Below are 16,628 nucleotides of genomic sequence, written 5' to 3'. Positions count from 1 at the left end.
AAAAAACGGGCAGTCACCGCAAGGGACTGCCCGTTTTTTATAAGAGCGGTGTATCAGAAGTCGTCTTTATCGAAGCGCCGCGCTTCGCGCTGAAGCTGATAGACGAACCGCTCGACCTGCCGCTGCACCAAACCGCTCATGTTGTGAAAACGCACGCCGGCAAAGGTGGTGTTGATCTTTTCTTCGAAATGCAGGTAACGCAACTCCACCGGTGCCGTCATGCTGCCGAAGGGCAGGGCGGCGACGAAACGGTCGTAGACCTGGCCCAGTTGCAGCCGGGCGGTGATGTCGCCTTCGAAGCGCAATTTGCCGCCAGTAGCGGAGATGTCCAGCAGCTTGCCGCTGACGGGCGACTTGAGTTTGTCACCCCCCAGTTCGACATTGACCAGTTGGGCCAGCTTCAGCGCGGCGCGGAAAGCATTGCGGCGCTGATGGTAAACCACCTCATCAGGCAGAGCGCCACGGTAGCAGCGGCCATCGCCGGACTCGTCGATCGTCAGCGGGCCATTGCTTTCCCAGGCGATGCGTACGCCTTCGTGGAAGCCTTCGACCTTGAACGGTTCGCCGGCCAGCAGAAAGCGTTCGCCGTCGCGGGGGATCATTTCGTCCAGGGCGATCATGTTGCTGTCACGGTCGACGTCCACCAGATAACTCTGGAAGCGCTGGCTGCGTTCGTGGAACGTGATGATCAGCGGGTCATGGCTGTCTTGCAGCTGACGCAGATTGCCGGAGATTTCCAGGGGTGTGGTGAGCACCTTGGGTGGCTGCGGAGCATCTTCCGCGCTTAAGGCATTGAACACGGGGCATCAATCTCCAGACAAATATGACTACTGGCCAGCATTCTGCCAGCATGTTTCGCGTCTTGATAGAGCGTGCTCATTGAAAGGCTCAAGCCTGACTGAGCGGGCGTGGTTTTGCGAGCCTGGAGGTTGAACCGCGGGCATCGTAGAGCGCTGGCGGCTCGCCGCCGGTGAGGATTTTCAGCTGGTTGGCCGTGGCGGCCTGCTGCACCAGAATCGACTGGCCATTGTTGGCATTGGCGGCCTGGCACTGGGCCAGGAGGTCGGTCAGCACATCGCTCTGCGCCAGCAACTGTTCGCCAATGCTCGAATGGCTGGCAAGTTGCTCCAAGCCTTGGCGATTGGTCGGCAGGTTGAGGCTGGTAAGGATTTCACTGCGTTTGCGACCATGCTGATCGAGCAAAATGATCAATGCCTGTTTCTGCGCCAGAATGTCTTCGAGCAGTGGCATGTCGCGACCGTGCAGCGCGAGGGACTCGGTTTGCAGCAGCTCCAGCAGGTGTTGCGCCGGGGCAAAGTCGTCGATGATCAGTTGCAGTAAATTAGTGTCGTGCATGGCTGGCCTTGGGTTTAAGCGTCCAAAAGCCTGGCGCGGGCCGTGGCCTAGCGCTGGGCTTCGAAATTGAGCAGTTTGCTGGCTACACGGTTGCTGTCGACTTTATAGCTGCCATCGGCAATCGCTGCTTTCAACTCGGCCACGCGGGCTTTGTCGACGGCAGGCTGATCGCGCAGCTTGTCAGTGACCTTCTGCAACTGTTGAGCCTCATCACTGAGGTGTACCGATTCCCCGCTTTTGGTGGTACTGGCCTGTTCGGCCGGGGTATTCAGCGGCGCGGATTGGCCGGCTTCGGCGGTTTCCTTCGCTGCGCTGGTACGTGTACTGCCCGTAAGTGACGAGGAGCTGTTTAAACGACTGAAATCGATGACCATGACAAAAAACCTCTGGGTATTTGGACGCTTGCCATGTTTTCGGCTATCCCCCGGAAAACTTTAGGCCCATTTATCAATGAGCTTGCATGCGCCAGCGCATGTCCTGCATGCGGCACAGTTTAGGGAACAGCTTCGGGCAGCGCCACTCTTCACGAACACAGAGCCCTGCATGGCCGCTCACATAAAAACCTCCACCTGGCCGGGCGCGGTGACTTGCGCCTTGATGACCCGCTGGGAGTTAAGGTTTTTCACGCGAATCTGTTCGCTCATGCCGCCATTGGACAGCGCTTCACCCGGCATACGCACACTGAGCGTACCACTGCGGGCGGTAATCACCACTTGGTCGCCCTTGCGGATCACTTCCGCCTGTTCGAGATGCACCAGGGTAATGATCTGATCGGCGACCATTGGTCGGGTAAGTTTTTGTCCGATCGCCTGATCGACGGAAGTCAGAAAGCCCTGATTTATCAGGCTGATATCGCGCTCGCGCAGGGTCACGTCCTGAGGCTCGATAATACCTGTGCGCTTGAGCGGACGAGTGGTCGTCACGATGTCGCGAAACAGCCGCACTTGAGCGGGTACGAAGACCGTCCAGGGGGAGGCGCTATCGCAGCGAACCTTGACCGTGACCCGGCCCAGAGGCCTCGCCGGGCTCTCGAGGGTGGCTGTCAATTCCTTGTCGCACATGGGCATGCGCAGACGCGGATCGAGCTGGTTGACCTCGATTTCGTAGCGTCCTTGCGTTTGACTGGTGGCCAGATAGTCTTCTACGGTGAATTCAAGAAAGCCCTGAGTGACGCCGATAAGCATGTCAGGCAAGGTAACCGCATCAGCAAGGGCAGGGCTGCCAGCGTTGAACAGGCAAACGGCCGACATCGCACAGAGTAATCTGCGGCAGGTTGATGTCAGGCGTCGGAAAAATGTCGGTTCTGTGTTCATAAGAGTTAAAAAGCAAGCGCCGTGCCGTTTAGTGAAGAATGTGCGTCGCAACACACTTAGCGTTGGTAGGTAGTAGGAGTCTGGGCATGGCTGGTGTAATGGATTCGGTGAACCAGCGCACGCAACTGGTAGGGCAGAATCGCCTTGAGCTGTTGTTGTTCCGTCTCGACGGCCAGCAGCTGTATGGGATCAACGTGTTCAAGGTTCGCGAGGTGCTGCAATGCCCCAAGCTGACCCTGATGCCCAAGTCCAGTCCTGTCGTGTGCGGTGTGGCGAATATTCGGGGGGCGACCATTCCGATTCTGGATCTGGCGATGGCGACCGGTTCCGGTCGGTTGCTGGATCAGAGCAATCCCTTCGTGATCATCACGGAGTACAACACCAAGACCCAGGGCTTCCTGGTTCGGTCGGTGGAACGCATCGTCAACATGAACTGGGAGGAGATTCATCCGCCACCCAAGGGCACGGGGCGCGATCATTACCTGACGGCTGTGACTCGGGTCGACAACCAGTTAGTCGAAATCATCGACGTCGAGAAGGTGCTGGCGGAAGTGGCGCCGACACCGGAAGCGATTTCGATTGGCGTGGTGGATGTCGAGACTCAGCACAAGGCGCTCTCTTTGCGAGTATTGACGGTCGATGACTCGTCGGTGGCGCGCAAGCAGGTGACTCGTTGCCTGCAAACGGTCGGCGTCGAAGTGGTGGCGTTGAACGACGGTCGGCAAGCGCTGGATTACCTGCGCAAGCTGGTCGACGAGGGCAAGAAGCCGGAGGAAGAGTTCCTGATGATGATCTCCGACATCGAGATGCCGGAGATGGACGGGTACACCCTGACGGCCGAGATCCGCGCCGACCCGCGCATGCAAAAGCTTCATATCATCCTGCATACTTCGTTGTCGGGTGTATTCAATCAGGCGATGGTCAAGAAGGTCGGTGCCGATGACTTCCTGGCCAAATTCCGTCCTGATGACCTGGCATCCCGGGTAGTCGACCGGATCAAAGCAGCAGATAACAGCTAGGGGCCTTCTGCCCCTGGCGGTCAACACGATTTAAGAGGCGGCATCATTGTCTACGGGTAATTTGGATTTCGAACAGTTCCGGGTATTCCTGGAAAAAGCCTGTGGCATTTTGCTCGGTGAAAACAAGCAATACCTGGTCTCGAGCCGTCTCAACAAACTGATGGAACAGCAGGGCATCAAATCCCTGGGTGAGCTGGTTCAGCGCATCCAGACCCAGCCGCGCAGCGGTTTGCGCGAGATGGTGGTGGATGCCATGACCACCAACGAAACCCTGTGGTTTCGTGACACCTATCCGTTTGAAGTCTTGAAGAACAAGGTATTGCCTGAAGCGATCAAGGCCAGCCCCGGCCAGCGCCTGCGGATCTGGTCGGCGGCGTGCTCGTCGGGGCAGGAACCCTATTCGCTGTCGATGTCCATCGATGAGTTCGAGCGGGTCAACATGGGCCAGTTGAAGATGGGCGTGCAGATCGTTGCCACCGACCTGTCCGGCACCATGCTGACCAACTGCAAGACCGGCGAGTACGACAGCCTGGCCATTGGCCGCGGTCTGTCGCCCGAGCGCCTTCAGCGTTACTTCGACCCCAAAGGGCCGGGACGCTGGGCCATCAAGGCGCCGATCAAGAGTCGGGTGGAGTTTCGTTCGTTCAACCTGCTGGACAGCTACGCGAGCCTGGGCAAGTTCGACATCGTGTTCTGCCGCAACGTACTGATCTACTTCTCCGCCGAGGTGAAGAAAGACATCCTGTTGCGCATTCACAGCACGCTGAAGCCGGGCGGTTATCTGTTTCTTGGCGCGTCCGAAGCGCTGAACGGTTTGCCGGACCATTACCAGATGGTCCAGTGCAGCCCGGGAATCATTTACCAGGCGAAGTGATTCGTTGGCGGCATAAAAAAACGGGAGTCCTCAGGGGCTCCCGTTTTTTTATGCCTGTAATTATCTCTCAAAATCACCACAACCCCTGTGGGAGCGGTGGTGTTCTTTCGATTGCAAGAAGCGGCAGAAAAGCGGCAGGCGGCGGAAATCGGTTGCCGCTTTTCTGGCATTGCCGCCCTGCCACCGCCGGCAAAGCCCCGGTTTACGGGCTTTTTTGAATTGGCACGCCGCTTGCTATATCCATCGTACGAAAAATCAGGTCACCCGAAGGTTTCCCGACATGAGCATCAGCTTCGATAAAGCGCTCGGTATCCACGAACAAGCCCTGGGCTTTCGCGCTCAGCGCGCTGAAGTCTTGGCCAACAACATCGCCAACGCCGACACCCCGAACTACAAGGCTCGGGATCTGGACTTCTCGAAAGTGCTCGCCGAGCAGAACGAGAAAACCAAAAACGGCAAGTTCGCCTTGAACATGACCAACAGCCGTCACATCGAAGCTGAAGGCCTGGGCAACGGCGACGAGTCGCTGATGTATCGCACACCGATGCAACCGTCGATCGACCAGAACACCGTGGACGCCCAACTGGAACAGTCGAACTACGCGGAAAACGCGGTCAACTTCCAGGCCAGCTTCACCCTGCTCAACAGTAAATTCAAAGGGCTGGTGTCAGCCCTGCGCGGAGAGTAATCCATGTCTCTATCCAGTGTTTTCAACATTGCCGGTAGCGGCATGAGTGCCCAGACCACTCGCTTGAACACCGTCGCCAGTAACATCGCCAACGCCGAGACCGTTTCGTCGAGCATCGACCAGACTTACCGCGCCCGTCACCCAGTGTTCGCCACCATGTTCCAGGGCGGCCAGAGCGGCGGCAGCGACTCGCTGTTCCAGAACCAGGACGCGGCCGGTCAAGGCGTGCAAGTGCTGGGTGTGGTCGAAGACCAGAGCAACCTTGAAGCGCGCTACGAGCCGAACCATCCGGCTGCCGATGGCAAGGGCTACGTCTACTACCCGAACGTCAACGTCGTCGAAGAGATGGCCGACATGATTTCCGCGAGCCGTTCGTTCCAGACCAACGCCGAAATGATGAACACCGCCAAAACCATGATGCAGAAGGTCCTGACCCTCGGTCAGTGATAAGGGGCGATTCATATGAGCGTTATCAGTGATGTACTGGCCAACTCTTCGGTCACGACCACTACTTCTACTACCGGCAGCCTGACCTCGGCCGCTACCGGCGGCCAGGAACTGGGCAAAGACGCGTTCCTGCAACTGCTGGTGACTCAGCTGAAAAACCAGAACCCGCTCGATCCTCAGGACAACAGCGAGTTCGTGGCCCAGCTGGCGCAGTTCAGTAGCCTGGAAGGCATCACCACGCTGAACGACACGGTCACCGGCCTTGCCAGCAGCTACAACTCCTCGCAAGCCTTGCAGGCTTCTTCGCTGGTGGGCCGTTCGGTCATCGCGCAGACCGACACCGCCGTGGTCGACACCTCCAAGAGCCTCAACGGTACGGTCGTCGTGCCTTCGTCGGTATCCGGGGTCACCATCAAGATCAATAACGCCGAGGGTACAACCGTTCGCACGATTGAGCTGGGTAGCCAGAGTGCCGGCAATTCCAGCTTTGTCTGGGACGGCAAGGACGATGCGGGCAGCGTGGCGACGGCGGGTACCTACACCTTCAGCGCGACGACCACCATCGACGACACGGCCACCTCTCTGATTACTTACCTGCCGGCAACGGTCAACAGCGTGACCCTCAGCCAGACCGGCGGTGAGTTGACGCTGAACCTGGCAGGCCTGGGCAGCGTTGCCCTGTCCGAAGTACAAACCATTGGTATATAGAGCCGACTAACCCGGCACAAAGGAGTGGAATATGTCTTTCAATATCGGCCTTAGCGGTCTCTATGCCGCCAACAAACAACTGGACGTGACCGGCAACAACATCGCCAACGTCGCGACCACCGGTTTCAAATCGTCCCGCGCAGAATTCGAAGACGTGTACTCGGCCACCCGCCTGGGTACCGGCAGCAAGACCATCGGTAACGGCGTGCGTCTGGCCAACGTCTCCCAGCAGTTCAGCCAAGGCGATGTGAACAACACCGGCAACGTGCTCGACATGGGCATCCAGGGCAGCGGTTTCTTCATCCTCAGCGACAACGGTTCCCTGAGCTACACCCGTGCCGGTGCGTTCAAGACTGATGCCGAAAACTATGTGATTGATAACAACGGCAACCGTCTGCAGGGTTATGGCGTCGACTCCAATGGCAAGATCATCAACGGTGTGTTGACTGACCTGAAGATCGATACTTCCGCCCTCAAGCCGAACGCGACCACCACGATCGATCAGACGATGAACCTGAATTCGGCTGAAGATTTGCCGACCGTGGCGACGTTCAGCATGACCGATACCAACAGCTACAATAAGACCATTTCCACCAAGGTCTATGACACCCAAGGTAATGAGCACACCATGGATCAGTATTACGTCAAGACTGACGTAAACGAATGGAAGATTTATACCTACATGGATGGTCGGACACCGAGCGACCCGACTGACACCTCCCCGACGGCTATCGAGGCAGATATTACCTTCAACTCCGACGGTAGCATCGACACGATCACCGCAGGGACCGGCTGGACTCTAGGTTCAGACAATACTACGTTGACCATGACCGGCTGGATCCCCGGCGTTATCACCGACGCCACAACGACTCCTGTGACCTGGGGCCCGAATGGTTCCGACGCCGCTACTGGCGGTATCGCGTTCAGCATGGCGAAGACCACGTCCTACAACTCGGCGACCGCTCGTACCGCCCAGTTCCAGGACGGCTATGCCACTGGCCAGATCTCCAGCCTGACCATCGACGCCAGCGGCGTCATGACCGCCAACTTTAGCAACCAGCAAACCAAGGCCATCGGCCAGGTGGCGGTGGCCAGCTTCGCCAACGAGCAAGGCTTGCAGCCCATCGGCGGCACACGCTGGAAAGAAACCTTCTCCTCGGGTGTGGCGGGTGTCGATGCGCCAGAGACCGGTACTCTGGGTTCGATCGTGTCCAACTCTCTGGAAGAGTCCAACGTCAACCTGACCAACGAATTGGTCGAGCTGATCAAGGCCCAGAGCAACTACCAGGCCAACGCCAAGACCATCTCCACCCAGAGCACCATCATGCAGACCATCATTCAGATGACCTGATGTGATTCGATAGCTCTAAAAAAACCGATGCCGCAATGCGTCGGTTTTTTTATGCCCGATGGAAAAGTGCCTGAGTGGGTTTCTACCGTTCGTCGGGTCTGTCTGGTGCGGAACTTGCACCCTCGGCGTGCGCGGGTCGATGCGCGTCAAGTTTTCTGTCGACCTGCGTCATCAAGCCAGAACACGCGTTCGGCGACATGGAAGCCATGAAAACCCTAGGGATGGAACACCAGTGAAGAGTCATAAAGCCGTCAGTGCGCCTGTCGTGGCGCTGCAACTGAAATCGGTATTGCGTCGCGGACTGATCGGCGCGGCAGTGTTTTCCGGGGTGATCAATATTCTGGCGCTGATCGGCCCGGTGTTCATGCTGGAAGTCTACGACCGGGTCATTCCCAGCCAGAGCATTCCGACGCTGGTTGCTCTGGGGCTGCTGGTGCTTGGTGTTTACGCGTTGTCCGGTTTGCTGGACATCGTGCGTTCCCGGGTCATGGTCAGAATTGCTTCGTCCCTCGATCTGGCGTTGTCTTCCAGAGTTTTCAGTGTCATTTCCGGCGCCTCGTTGAAAACGCCGATTACCGGAGATGCCCTGAAGCCAGCACAGGAACTGGATCAGATCCGCGGTTTCATCGGCGGGCCGGGGCTAGTGGCGTTCTTCGACTTGCCTTGGATGCCGGTCTATCTGGCGGTCTGCTTCTATGTCCACCCGTTGTTCGGCTGGCTGACCACCGCGCTGATGATCGTCCTGATCGCCTTGACGGTCATGACCGACCGACAAACCCGCAAGTTGATGCAAGTCTCGGCCGAGGCCTTGAACAAGCGCAATCATCACGGCCAGCAGTCCCATCAGAACGCCGAAGCGCTGGCAGCCATGGGCATGACCGAAAATGCTTCGACCATTTGGCAAAACCACCACAGCACTTACACCACGTTGCAGCGTCGCTCGGTGGATATCGGCAGCTTTTTTGGCGGTATTTCGAAAAACCTGCGCCTGGCCGTGCAGTCGGGATCGCTGGCCCTCGGTGCCTATCTGGTCATCAAAGGTGACCTGAGTGGCGGCACGATGGTCGCCGCTTCAATCATCGTCGCCCGCACGCTGGCGCCTGCCGAGCAAGTCATCGCCACTTGGCGCAGCTTGCTGGGTGCGCACATCGCCTGGAAGAAACTGCTGGAAGTCTTCAGCCTGTTTCCCGATCAGCAGAGCAAGACCGAATTGCCGGCGGCTCATCGTAGTCTGCAGGTGGAAGGGATTTTCGTTGCACCTCCCGGCAGCCAGCGCCTGACGCTTCAGAACGTCAATTTCACCGTGGCGGCTGGCACCGCTGTCGGCGTGGTGGGGCCGAGCGCGTCGGGCAAGTCGTCATTGGCCCGTGTTCTGGTTAACGCCTGGCGCCCGGCCCGTGGACATGTGCGGCTCGACGGTGCGCCGCTTGATCTGTTGACGGATCAGGCTCGCGGCAAGTTGATCGGTTATCTGCCACAAAGCGTGGGCTTGTTTACCGGCACAGTGGCTCAGAACATCGCACGACTTGACCCTTCAGCGGCAGACAGTGCAATCGTCGCCGCCGCGCAACTGGCGGGTGTTCACGAGCTGATTTTGCAATTGCCCCAAGGTTATGAAACCCAGGTTGGGGAGGGCGGCGTCAATCTGTCCGCCGGCCAGCGGCAACGCGTTGCCCTGGCGCGAGCGTTGTTCGGCGACCCGTTCCTGGTGGTGCTGGACGAACCCAATTCCAACCTCGATGCCGAAGGCGAGCATGCGCTGGCCAGAGCGATTCTGGCGGTCAAGGCGCGCGGTGGGATCGTCGTGGTTATCGCCCATCGCACCAACATCCTGTCGGTGATCGATCAGGTGCTGATTTTGGAAAACGGCGTGCAGGTTGCCTTTGGCCCTAAAGAATCCGTCCTTAGAAAGCCTGCGCCACCGGCCTCCCGGCCCGCGACCAATGTAGTGGAACTGGGAGTGTCCAACTGATGCATAACGATCAAGAAAGTACCCTGAGCCATTCGCTATCTCGCCACTTGCGCCTCGGTGCCATCTCGCTGGTGGTGTTGCTCGGCGGCGGTCTGACCTGGGCGATCTGCACCAACCTGTCCGGTGCAGTCATTGCCACCGGCACCCTCGCGGTGGAAGGCAGCGTCAAAAAGATCCAGCACCCGACCGGCGGCGTGGTGGCCGAGTTACTGGTCAAGGAAGGCCAGCGGGTCGCGGCGGGGGATGTCTTGCTGCGCCTCGATGCCACCTTGCAAGCGGCCAGTCAGGCCATCGTGAGCAAGTCGTTGAACCAGGCCTGGGCACGCCAGGCACGTCTGGAAGCCGAGCGCGACAATGCCAGTGAAGTGGCAGTGCCGAAAGAGTTGCTCGCACGCATGAGTGCCGATCAGGCGCGGGCGGTCATGGCCAGCGAGCGGCAATTGTTCCTGGACCGACGTGCTTCCCGTGAAGGGCAGAAGAAGCAACTGCGCGAGCGGGTACAGCAACTCAACGAAACCATCGTCGGCCACGACATTCAGCAGAAAACCAAGTCTGAAGAAATCGAGTTGATCGACAAGGAATATCAAGCGGTCAAAAAACTCTTCGACAAAGGCTTGATGACGCTGGATCGGGTCAACGCCTTGGCCCGCGGCATCGCTCGACTGCGCGGTGAGCGCGGACAACTGATGGCTTCCATTGCCGAAGCGCGGGGCAAGATCGCCGAAACCGAGTTGCAACGGCTTCAAATTGATCAGACGTTTCGCGGCGAAGTCTCAGAGGAACTACGCGACCTGCTCGCACGCCAGGGCGAGTTGATCGAACGTGAAATCAGCGCCAATGATCAGCTCAAGCGAATTGACATCACCTCGCCCATTGCCGGGCGGGTACAGCAATTGGCCGTGCACACCGTGGGCGGCGTGATTTCCCCGGCTGAAGGGTTGATGCAGATCGTGCCGGCTGATGATGAGTTGTTGGTGGAGGCGAAGATCAGTGCGCAGGACATCGATCAGGTTTCCCTCGGTCAGGACGCCACGCTGCGCCTGAGTGCTTTCAATCGCAGCACCACTCCCGAATTGAGCGGCACTGTGGTTCGCCTGTCGGCGGATTTGATTCAGGACGAACGCACCGGTGTCGGCTTCTATCGTGCAGGCATAAGAATTCCCAAGACCGAAATGGCAAAGCTGCAAGGGCTGGCATTGGTGCCGGGTATGCCCGTGGAGTCGATGATCAAGACCGGCTCCAGAAGCGTCATTTCTTATCTGCTCAAACCGATCAGCGATCACGCTCAGCGGGCGTTCCGGGAAGGGTGACACGCTGCCTGAGTTGTTGCGTTATCTACCGATTCATCAAAACGGCAAGGAAGAAAAAATGGCAGTGATTAATGGGACATCGGGTACGGATACTCTGGTAGGTACTACGGGTGCGGATGAGCTCTATGGGTTGGCAGGGAATGACTCGCTGGATGGCGGGGCAGGGAATGATTTGCTGGATGGTGGTGCGGGTGCCGATGTTTTGAATGGTGGTGCGGGTACCGATACAGTTTCCTATGTGAACTCGACGACCGCAGTTAACGTAGATTTGCTCACCGGCAAGGGCACCGGCGGTGACGCCCAAGGCGATACCTACCTAGGCATCGAACGTGTAGTGGGCTCGTCGTTCAACGACACCCTGACCGGCTACAGCACGACCCAGATACTGGAAGGTGGTGCTGGCAATGATGTGTACATCATCACCAATCAGGGCGCGACGGTCGTCGAGCAGGTCGGCGGCGGTGACGACGAAGTGCGCACCCAGCTCAACACGCAAGTGCTGGCCAACAACGTCGAGCGCCTGACCTTCACCGGCACCGGTGTTTTCAACGGGACCGGCAACGCCTCGGACAACATCATCACCGGCGGAGCGGGTAACGACATCCTGCGTGGTGCTGGCGGTGCCGATCAGTTTATCGGTGGTGCCGGCACGGACACGGTGAGTTACAGCGACGCTGGTATCCAGTCGGTGACCATCAACACCAAAACCGGGATCAACCTCGGTCTGGCTGCTGACGACACCTACGTGGGAATTGAAATCCTGCAGGGCGGTTCGGGCAGCGACACGTTCATCAGTGGTGCCGCCGTCGATACCTTCGACGGCTCCGGCGGTACTGATACCGTGGACTACTCCGGCTCGAGCAGTGCGGTGGACGTGAACTTCCTGACCGGCAAGGGCGCCGGCGGTGATGCGCAGGGCGACAGCTACGTGGGCATCGAGCGGGTTGTGGGCTCGGCATTCAACGACACCCTGACCGGCTACAGCACGACCCAGATACTGGAAGGTGGTGCTGGCAATGATGTGTACATCATCACCAATCAGGGCGCGACGGTCGTCGAGCAGGTCGGCGGCGGTGACGACGAAGTGCGCACCCAGCTCAACACGCAAGTGCTGGCCAACAACGTCGAGCGCCTGACCTTCACCGGCACCGGTGTTTTCAACGGGACCGGCAACGCCTCGGACAACATCATCACCGGCGGAGCGGGTAACGACATCCTGCGTGGTGCTGGCGGTGCCGATCAGTTTATCGGTGGTGCCGGCACGGACACGGTGAGTTACAGCGACGCTGGTATCCAGTCGGTGACCATCAACACCAAAACCGGGATCAACCTCGGTCTGGCTGCTGACGACACCTACGTGGGAATTGAAATCCTGCAGGGCGGTTCGGGCAGCGACACCTTTATCAGTGGCGCCGCCGTCGATACTTTCGACGGCTCCGGCGGTACTGATACCGTGGACTACTCCGGCTCGAGCAGTGCGGTGGACGTGAACTTCCTGACCGGCAAGGGCACCGGTGGTGATGCGCAGGGCGACAGCTACGTGGGCATCGAGCGGGTAGTGGGCTCGGTGTTCAACGACACCCTGGCCGGCTACAGCCCGATCCATATCCTGGAAGGCGGCGCTGGCGACGACGTGTACGTCATCACCAATCAGGGCGCGACGGTCGTCGAGCAGGTCGGCGGCGGTGACGACGAAGTGCGCACCCAGCTCAACACGCAAGTGCTGGCCAACAACGTCGAGCGCCTGACCTTCACCGGCACCGGCAATTTCACCGGTACGGGTAATGCCAGTGACAACATCATCACCGGCGGAGCGGGTAACGACATCCTGCGCGGTGCTGGCGGTGCTGATCAGTTTATCGGTGGTGCCGGCACGGACACGGTGAGTTACAGCGACGCTGGTATCCAGTCGGTGACCATCAACACCAAAACCGGGATCAACCTCGGTCTGGCTGCTGACGACACCTACGTGGGAATTGAAATCCTGCAGGGCGGTTCGGGCAGCGACACCTTTATCAGTGGCGCCGCCGTCGATACTTTCGACGGCTCCGGCGGTACTGATACCGTGGACTACTCCGGCTCGAGCAGTGCGGTGGACGTGAACTTCCTGACCGGCAAGGGCACCGGCGGTGATGCGCAGGGCGACAGCTACGTGGGCATCGAGCGGGTAGTGGGCTCGTCGTTCAACGACACCCTGACCGGCTACAGCACGACCCAGATACTGGAAGGTGGTGCTGGCAATGATGTGTACATCATCACCAATCAGGGCGCGACGGTCGTCGAGCAGGTCGGCGGCGGTGACGACGAAGTGCGCACCCAGCTCAACACGCAAGTGCTGGCCAACAACGTCGAGCGCCTGACCTTCACCGGCACCGGTGTTTTCAACGGGACCGGCAACGCCTCGGACAACATCATCACCGGCGGAGCGGGTAACGACATCCTGCGTGGTGCTGGCGGTGCTGATCAGTTTATCGGTGGTGCCGGCACGGACACGGTGAGTTACAGCGACGCTGGTATCCAGTCGGTGACCATCAACACCAAAACCGGGATCAACCTCGGTCTGGCTGCTGACGACACCTACGTGGGAATTGAAATCCTGCAGGGCGGTTCGGGCAGCGACACCTTTATCAGTGGTGCCGCCGTCGATACCTTCGACGGCTCCGGCGGTACTGATACCGTGGACTACTCCGGCTCGAGCAGTGCGGTGGACGTGAACTTCCTGACCGGCAAGGGCGCCGGCGGTGATGCGCAGGGCGACAGCTACGTGGGCATCGAGCGGGTTGTGGGCTCGGCATTCAACGACACCCTGACCGGCTACAGCACGACCCAGATACTGGAAGGTGGTGCTGGCAATGATGTGTACATCATCACCAATCAGGGCGCGACGGTCGTCGAGCAGGTCGGCGGCGGTGACGACGAAGTGCGCACCCAGCTCAACACGCAAGTGCTGGCCAACAACGTCGAGCGCCTGACCTTCACCGGCACCGGTGTTTTCAACGGGACCGGCAACGCCTCGGACAACATCATCACCGGCGGAGCGGGTAACGACATCCTGCGTGGTGCTGGCGGTGCCGATCAGTTTATCGGTGGTGCCGGCACGGACACGGTGAGTTACAGCGACGCTGGTATCCAGTCGGTGACCATCAACACCAAAACCGGGATCAACCTCGGTCTGGCTGCTGACGACACCTACGTGGGAATTGAAATCCTGCAGGGCGGTTCGGGCAGCGACACCTTTATCAGTGGCGCCGCCGTCGATACTTTCGACGGCTCCGGCGGTACTGATACCGTGGACTACTCCGGCTCGAGCAGTGCGGTGGACGTGAACTTCCTGACCGGCAAGGGCACCGGTGGTGATGCGCAGGGCGACAGCTACGTGGGCATCGAGCGGGTAGTGGGCTCGGTGTTCAACGACACCCTGGCCGGCTACAGCCCGATCCATATCCTGGAAGGCGGCGCTGGCGACGACGTGTACGTCATCACCAATCAGGGCGCGACGGTCGTCGAGCAGGTCGGCGGCGGTGACGACGAAGTGCGCACCCAGCTCAACACGCAAGTGCTGGCCAACAACGTCGAGCGCCTGACCTTCACCGGCACCGGTGTTTTCAACGGGACCGGCAACGCCTCGGACAACATCATCACCGGCGGAGCGGGTAACGACATCCTGCGTGGTGCTGGCGGTGCCGATCAGTTTATCGGTGGTGCCGGCACGGACACGGTGAGTTACAGCGACGCTGGTATCCAGTCGGTGACCATCAACACCAAAACCGGGATCAACCTCGGTCTGGCTGCTGACGACACCTACGTGGGAATTGAAATCCTGCAGGGCGGTTCGGGCAGCGACACCTTTATCAGTGGCGCCGCCGTCGATACTTTCGACGGCTCCGGCGGTACTGATACCGTGGACTACTCCGGCTCGAGCAGTGCGGTGGACGTGAACTTCCTGACCGGCAAGGGCACCGGTGGTGATGCGCAGGGCGACAGCTACGTGGGCATCGAGCGGGTAGTGGGCTCGGTGTTCAACGACACCCTGGCCGGCTACAGCCCGATCCATATCCTGGAAGGCGGCGCTGGCGACGACGTGTACGTCATCACCAATCAGGGCGCGACGGTCGTCGAGCAGGTCGGCGGCGGTGACGACGAAGTGCGCACCCAGCTCAACACGCAAGTGCTGGCCAACAACGTCGAGCGCCTGACCTTCACCGGCACCGGCAATTTCACCGGTACGGGTAATGCCAGTGACAACATCATCACCGGCGGAGCAGGTAACGACACATTGCTCGGCGGTGCCGGTGCGGACCAGTTCATTGGCGGCGATGGCAATGACACTGTCAGCTACGCCGATAGCCCTGGCGGCGTGACGATCAATACCAAAACCGGTATCAATACAGGTATCGCTGCTGGCGACACTTACGCGGGTATCGAGCTGATCAAAGGTTCAAACGGCCACGATATCTTTGTCGGTGGCGATGGCATCGACCGCTTCGATGGCGGTTCGGGTACCGATATTCTGAGCTTTGCAGCAGAGAGCTCGGGTGTCACCCTTGATCTGAGCGCGGCGGTGCTTACCGGTGTTGCAGCAGGCGATGTTTACACCGCCATCGAAGCGTTTCAGGGCTCGAACTACGATGACACCTTCACCGGCAGTGCCGGCGCGGTCGAAAGTTTTGTGGGTGGTGGCGGTGCTGACGTCTTGACCGGTGTGGGCCGTGGTGACGCAGCCTGGTACGTGAATAGCTCCGACGCGGTTCAGGTCAATTTGCTGACTGGCACCGGCACTGGGGGCGATGCTCAGGGCGATGTGCTCAATAACATCGATAACCTGGTCGGCTCTACCTTCGATGACACACTGACTGGCAATACCTACGCCAACATGCTGGAAGGCGGTGCCGGTAACGACACTCTTTATGGCGGTGATGGCAACGACATTTTGTACGGCGACAGCTTCACTGTAACGGGGGCGCTGGCGGTGACGTCTTCAAGTGCCGACCAGGCCGATACCATTTATGGCGGTAACGGTGATGATTACATCATCGGTCACAACCATGACGTCGGTTCGGTCTTTTATGGCGAAGCCGGTAATGACAACATCACCGTCCTGTCGGGTATTGCTGACGGGGGCGACGGAAACGACACGTTGATGGGGTTGAGCCATGGTTATGAGCTGCGTGGCGGTGCGGGTGCCGATAAGTTGTATCTGAGCTCTTCGGGTGACGGGTATGGCGGTGAGGGAAGCGATGCGTACTTTGTTTCCTCCAAAACCATGGTCGCCATCTTCGATGACGGCACTAGCGGCATCGACACCGTCACCCTGAAAAACATCCAGAGTCTCAGCGATGTTCGGGTGGTCCAAAACGACCTGGGTGCCTACATCTTCAACGCTGCCGATTACCAGAGCGGTAACCTGGACTCCGGGGTATTCCTGAAGGACTGGTATGCCGGATCCAACACCATCGAGACGTTCATGACCAACAACGGAGACTCTTTCACCATTCCGGTTTAAGCGTCGCAACGTAGCGGCAACATCCGTCGAGGTTTGATGGATGTTGCGGTTGTAAACACAAACGGCAAAACCTGCAATTCGGGTTTT

The 16,628-nt window shown here is 59.1% G+C and carries 13 protein-coding genes; 9 read left to right on the top strand and 4 right to left on the bottom strand.

Going from position 1 to position 16,628, the window contains the following annotated elements; all coding sequences use genetic code 11:
• Positions 1-53 precede the first annotated feature (53 nt).
• The 4 genes from ACA044_RS22540 to flgA form a co-directional block, all read right to left on the bottom strand.
• Positions 54-800, bottom strand: coding sequence for a flagellar brake protein (locus tag ACA044_RS22540; protein WP_497443345.1), 747 nt, complete (start codon positions 798-800; stop codon positions 54-56).
• 88 nt (positions 801-888) lie between these two features.
• Positions 889-1,356: a flagella synthesis protein FlgN gene (locus ACA044_RS22535; protein WP_497443344.1), complete on the bottom strand. Its 468-nt coding sequence runs from the start codon at positions 1,354-1,356 to the stop codon at positions 889-891.
• 47 nt (positions 1,357-1,403) lie between these two features.
• The gene (flgM, locus tag ACA044_RS22530; protein ID WP_497443343.1) at positions 1,404-1,730 is read right to left on the bottom strand and encodes a flagellar biosynthesis anti-sigma factor FlgM; all 327 of its coding nucleotides are present in this window, start codon (positions 1,728-1,730) and stop codon (positions 1,404-1,406) included.
• Positions 1,731-1,907: 177 nt separating this feature from the next.
• The gene (flgA, locus tag ACA044_RS22525) at positions 1,908-2,669 is read right to left on the bottom strand and encodes a flagellar basal body P-ring formation chaperone FlgA (RefSeq protein ID WP_497447284.1); all 762 of its coding nucleotides are present in this window, start codon (positions 2,667-2,669) and stop codon (positions 1,908-1,910) included.
• Between the two features lie 86 nt (positions 2,670-2,755).
• On the opposite strand from flgA, the gene ACA044_RS22520 reads away from it, so the two are divergent.
• The 9 genes from ACA044_RS22520 (at position 2,756) to ACA044_RS22480 (ending at position 16,541) form a co-directional block, all read left to right on the top strand.
• Positions 2,756-3,688 (top strand): chemotaxis protein CheV, encoded by a 933-nt coding sequence (locus ACA044_RS22520; protein ID WP_497443342.1) that lies wholly within the window; start codon positions 2,756-2,758, stop codon positions 3,686-3,688.
• Positions 3,689-3,734: 46 nt separating this feature from the next.
• The gene (cheR, locus tag ACA044_RS22515) at positions 3,735-4,562 is read left to right on the top strand and encodes a protein-glutamate O-methyltransferase CheR (RefSeq protein WP_105346310.1); all 828 of its coding nucleotides are present in this window, start codon (positions 3,735-3,737) and stop codon (positions 4,560-4,562) included.
• Between the two features lie 280 nt (positions 4,563-4,842).
• Positions 4,843-5,250: a flagellar basal body rod protein FlgB gene (gene flgB / locus ACA044_RS22510; protein ID WP_007899124.1), complete on the top strand. Its 408-nt coding sequence runs from the start codon at positions 4,843-4,845 to the stop codon at positions 5,248-5,250.
• Positions 5,251-5,253: 3 nt separating this feature from the next.
• Positions 5,254-5,697: a flagellar basal body rod protein FlgC gene (gene flgC / locus ACA044_RS22505; RefSeq protein ID WP_007899122.1), complete on the top strand. Its 444-nt coding sequence runs from the start codon at positions 5,254-5,256 to the stop codon at positions 5,695-5,697.
• A 15-nt stretch (positions 5,698-5,712) separates the two neighbouring features.
• Positions 5,713-6,405, top strand: a complete 693-nt coding sequence (flgD, locus tag ACA044_RS22500) for a flagellar hook assembly protein FlgD (RefSeq protein WP_497443341.1) — start codon at positions 5,713-5,715, stop codon at positions 6,403-6,405.
• A 31-nt stretch (positions 6,406-6,436) separates the two neighbouring features.
• Entirely contained in the window at positions 6,437-7,756 is a 1,320-nt protein-coding gene (gene flgE, locus ACA044_RS22495) for a flagellar hook protein FlgE (RefSeq protein ID WP_497443340.1), read from the top strand.
• A gap of 232 nt (positions 7,757-7,988) precedes the next feature.
• Complete coding sequence (locus ACA044_RS22490) at positions 7,989-9,728, top strand: type I secretion system permease/ATPase (protein ID WP_497443339.1); 1,740 nt, start codon at positions 7,989-7,991, stop codon at positions 9,726-9,728.
• Entirely contained in the window at positions 9,728-11,038 is a 1,311-nt protein-coding gene (locus tag ACA044_RS22485; RefSeq protein ID WP_497443338.1) for an HlyD family type I secretion periplasmic adaptor subunit, read from the top strand. Before ACA044_RS22490 ends, ACA044_RS22485 begins: the two co-directional genes overlap by 1 nt.
• A gap of 58 nt (positions 11,039-11,096) precedes the next feature.
• Complete coding sequence (locus tag ACA044_RS22480) at positions 11,097-16,541, top strand: beta strand repeat-containing protein (RefSeq protein WP_497443337.1); 5,445 nt, start codon at positions 11,097-11,099, stop codon at positions 16,539-16,541.
• Positions 16,542-16,628 lie beyond the last annotated feature (87 nt).

The organism is Pseudomonas sp. LBUM1673 (genome assembly GCF_059695645.1).
This window is presented reverse-complemented; position numbering and strand designations above follow the sequence as displayed.

Coding starts and splice junctions, on each gene's coding strand:
- ACA044_RS22535 (WP_497443344.1), bottom strand. CDS start 1,356: ATGCACGACACTAATTTACTGCAACTGATCATCGACGACTTTGCCCCG.
- flgM (WP_497443343.1), bottom strand. CDS start 1,730: ATGGTCATCGATTTCAGTCGTTTAAACAGCTCCTCGTCACTTACGGGC.
- flgA (WP_497447284.1), bottom strand. CDS start 2,669: ATGAACACAGAACCGACATTTTTCCGACGCCTGACATCAACCTGCCGC.
- ACA044_RS22520 (WP_497443342.1), top strand. CDS start 2,756: ATGGCTGGTGTAATGGATTCGGTGAACCAGCGCACGCAACTGGTAGGG.
- flgB (WP_007899124.1), top strand. CDS start 4,843: ATGAGCATCAGCTTCGATAAAGCGCTCGGTATCCACGAACAAGCCCTG.
- flgC (WP_007899122.1), top strand. CDS start 5,254: ATGTCTCTATCCAGTGTTTTCAACATTGCCGGTAGCGGCATGAGTGCC.
- flgD (WP_497443341.1), top strand. CDS start 5,713: ATGAGCGTTATCAGTGATGTACTGGCCAACTCTTCGGTCACGACCACT.
- flgE (WP_497443340.1), top strand. CDS start 6,437: ATGTCTTTCAATATCGGCCTTAGCGGTCTCTATGCCGCCAACAAACAA.
- ACA044_RS22485 (WP_497443338.1), top strand. CDS start 9,728: ATGCATAACGATCAAGAAAGTACCCTGAGCCATTCGCTATCTCGCCAC.
- ACA044_RS22480 (WP_497443337.1), top strand. CDS start 11,097: ATGGCAGTGATTAATGGGACATCGGGTACGGATACTCTGGTAGGTACT.